Genomic DNA, 4,024 nt, shown 5'->3' with positions numbered 1-4,024 from the left:
GGGTGTGGTGGGTGGTGACGAGGTGGCGGGCCAGGATGGCGCCGAGGGTGCCGGTGCCGCCGGTGATCAATACTGTCCCGTCCGGATCCAAGGGGGATCCCACCGTGAGCGCGAGCTTGCCGATGTGGCGCGCTTGGCTCAGATAGCGGAAAGCTTCAGGAGCCTGTTCGATGGTGAAGGCTCGCACGGGAAGGGGCGTGAGCTGTCCCAATGCAAACATAGCGCTCAGATCGTCGAGCATCTCCCGTATGCGATCGGGTCCCGCGTCTAGCAGGTCGAATGCGGAATAGCGCAACCCCCGGTTGGCGGCTGCAATTTCCTGCGGCTTCCGGACATCAGCTTTTCCCATCTCCAAGAAGTGCCCGCCGTCGACAAGCAATCGGAGCGAGGCGTCGATGAACTCGCCTGTGAAGGAGTTGAGTACGACGTCGACACCCGCTCCACCGGTAGCCTCAAAGAACTCATTTTCAAAGTCGAGCGTGCGTGAGCTCGCCAGATGATCCTCGGTAAGCCCATAGGACCGTAACGCATCCCATTTGCTTCGGCTGGCGGTGCCAAAGACCTCCGCGCCGATGTGACGCGCTAGTTGTACGGCGGCCATGCCAACACCCCCCGCAGCGGAATGTACGAGAAGCCGCTGGCCGCGTTGCAGACGAGCGAGGTCCGTAAGCGCGTAGTAGGCGGTGAGAAATACGATTGGGGTAGACGCTGCCTGGGTGAGCGACCATCCGGAGGGGACTTTGGCGAGCATCCGCCAGTCAGTCACCGCGACGGATCCCATCGCCCCTGTGACGAAGAGACCCATCACACGATCACCTACTGCGAAATCAGTAACGGCGTCGCCTATCTCACACACAACACCTGCAGCTTCACTGCCAATGAGCGCATGCTCGGGGTACATACCTAGCGTGATAAGCACATCGCGGAAGTTGAGGCCAGCTGCCCGCACTTGTACTCGAACGTCTGTCGGTTGCAGCGGCTCATCGGTGTCTGGTGCGGGAACTACCTTCAGCCCATCGATGCTTCCATCGTGGCCGACTCCCACGCGCCATGGCTGGGGGTCCGGTAACGGAACAAGCTGGCCCAATCCAGACGACTGCAGCCGGGGAACCATCACTTGCTCCCCCCGGACCGCGACCTGCGCCTCGGCGCCGCCCAATGCAACCGCCAGCGCATCGGCAGAGCTGTCGGCATCGAAGTCCAGCAACAGCAGTCGATTGGGATGTTCAGACTGTGCGCATCGCACCAGGCCCCACACGACGGAACCGCCAAGGTCATCGGGTACCTCATCGAGCCCTGTTCCCACCGCAGAACGGGTGACGATTGCGCACCGTGTCCCGTCGTATCGTGGGTCGGATACGACGCCCCTCACGAGGGTCAGGCACTGCTCGGCCACTCGATGACCTCGTTCGACTGGGTCCTCGCCAGCGGTGGACCCAAGGGTCGGCACGATGATGAGATCCAGGCTGGGACCCCCGTTATTGATCGCTTCCCGTAGTGACTCGAGGTCAGCAAACTCGGCAACTTCGACCTTGGTCGGTTGTAGGACTGCGGCGAATTCGGCGGCGTAGGGCCCGATGATCGCCCATAGCCTTGACGTCGGTTGAGCGACGATTAGGTCAGCTTTGGATCTAGTGATCCAGTCGAGTTCGTACAGCGGATCTCGATGCCGTCGCCGCGAGGCAGCGAGCTGTTCCTCGGAGATCGGTCGCATGCTAAGGCCCGCGATTGTCGCGACGAGGTCCCCGCTCAGGTCCCAGATGGAGAGCGATACGGTGTCGTTCCCGACCCAATCGAGCCGTACTCGAAGATGTCGGGCCTCGCGGGCGAACCAGCAGATATCAGTCCACGAGAACGGCAGCAGAACCTGCTGATTTCCGTGGGACGAGGCTTGGCTGAAGAGTGCGGCCGGATGCAGGGCCGCATCAAGTAGAGCAGGGTGGATGGTGTGTCCCTGCGAGTTCGCGTCGCCTGGCAGGGCGACATCGGCGAACAGCGAGTCGTTTTTCCGCCAGACAGCCGTGACACCGTGAAAGAGCGGTCCGTACCGTAATCCGAGGCGCTCGAAATGCTTGTAGAGGTCGCCGATCTCTACGACAACAGCATCATCTGGAGGCCAAACCGTATCTCGGATTTGTCGAACTCGACCTGCCACTGTGAAATGGCCGGATCCGTGGTGAGTCCAGTCCACACCTAGTTCATTGTTCTCGTGCCGGGAGCGGATAGCGAACTTTCGTCGCCCGGTTTCATCCGGTCCTTCTATCGCGAGGGCAATCTGACGCCCTGCATCGACGGGGACAGCTAGTGGGGCCTCGAGGACGAGTTCGCCGATTCGAGTAAAGCCAATCTGTTCACCTGCGTGCAACAATATATCGATATACGCTGTGCCAGGGAGTACGGCCTGATCAATGACAACATGGTCAGCGATCCACGGCTGATCATGAAGCGATACTCGGCCAGTGAACAGCTGGCCGCCGTCTGGTAGTTCGGCGACTGCGCGCAGTATCGGATGATCGGCGGAACCAAGTCCGAGACTGACCGCGGACGTTGGCGGAGGGGCAGTTCGCAGCCAGTACGAGCGATGTTGAAATGGATAATTGGGTAGCCCCATGCTGGACGGTGCCAGTTCGCCGATTCTGGCCGACCAGTCGATATCTGCGCCGCGGATGTATAGATGAGCGAGCCCGGTCAAGAAGGTTTCCGCTTCGGACTTGTCGGCGCGAAGCAGTGAATCGGCTGGCAGCGTAGCTGCAGTACCCGGCTCAACGATTGCGGCGTTTACAAGCCCGGTGAGAACGGCATCGGGGCCGAGCTCGAGATAAGTGGCCGTTCCTTGTTCGCGTAGAGCAGCCAATCCGTCGGAAAACCTTACCGGCGCTGTCACGTGTTCGACCCAGTAGTCTGGCGTAGCGATACGTTCAGCGTCGGCGATGCGGCCGGTGATGTTCGAAACGATAGGGATACGTGGCGGCTCGAACGACATATTCTCAGCTATTATCTGAAATTCATCTAGCATCCGTGACATCAGTGGCGAATGAAACGCGTGGCTGACATTCAGCTGTCGTGACTTCCGGCCCTTTGAAGCGAACTGGGATGCTACGGCGTCTACGGCAGATTTCCGACCCGAAATGACCGTCGATAGCGGAGCATTGATTGCTGCGATTGCGACTTCTCTTAGATCAGGATCGACCTCAAGTAAATGGGCGTGGACCTCGTCCTCGGCGGCTTCGATAGCAACCATTGCGCCGCCAGGCGGAAGCTCCTGCATGAGACGTGCTCGGGCTCCAACTAGTTCGGCTGCATTACGCAGCGTCAGTACACCCGCTACGTGCGCAGCGGCGAATTCTCCGACGGAGTGACCAATCACATAGGCGGGGCGGATCCCGTAGGAATCGACCAACTTGAACAACGCAACCTCAAGGGCGAAAATTGCGGTCTGCGTATACAGCGTTTCGTTCAGTAGCGCTGCCCGGTCCGTTCCCGGCTCCGCGAACACAACATCACGCAGAGGCAGCGGTAGTTGCCTATCGAGTTCGGCCCATGCTTCGTCGAGAGCCTCAGCGAATACAGAGTGGGTGCTATAGAGTTCGCGCCCCATTCCTAGCCGCTGACTTCCCTGTCCGGTGAATAGAAACGCGACTCCCCCTTCTCGCACCACATCTCTGCGCACCCTCGGTGCGGGCCTCTTCTCACTCAGCGCGCGCAGTCCTGTGTGGAAGTCCTCTGCGGTCGCTCCTACTACCACGGCACGGTGGTCGAGGCTGCATCGCTTGGCAAGCGCCCCCAATACCGCAGTGTTGTCGTTGTCTACAGGTGTAAGGGAGACGTAGCTCGCGAGATTGGATGCGTGCTGTTCGAGGGCTTCAGGGGTCTTGCCAGACAAGACCAGAGGCCAAGGCCCGCAGTCGGAGGGGCGCGCAGGCATGGTGGTGGTGTTGGGTGTGGGTGGTGCGGCTTGGAGGATGAGGTGGGCGTTGGTGCCGCTGATGCCGAAGGAGGAGATGCCGGCGCGGCGGGGGCGGTC

Annotated in this window: 1 protein-coding gene; it reads right to left on the bottom strand. The window is 60.5% G+C overall.

Annotated elements, in window-relative coordinates:
• Positions 1 to 3,964 (bottom strand): acyltransferase domain-containing protein (locus ABZV58_RS34525; protein WP_355004394.1); only part of this gene is annotated, 3,964 nt, incomplete at its 3' end.
• Between the last annotated feature and the right edge of the window lie 60 nt (positions 3,965 to 4,024).

Source organism: Nocardia sp. NPDC004654, assembly GCF_040609595.1.
Classification (GTDB): domain Bacteria; phylum Actinomycetota; class Actinomycetes; order Mycobacteriales; family Mycobacteriaceae; genus Nocardia.
This window is presented reverse-complemented; position numbering and strand designations above follow the sequence as displayed.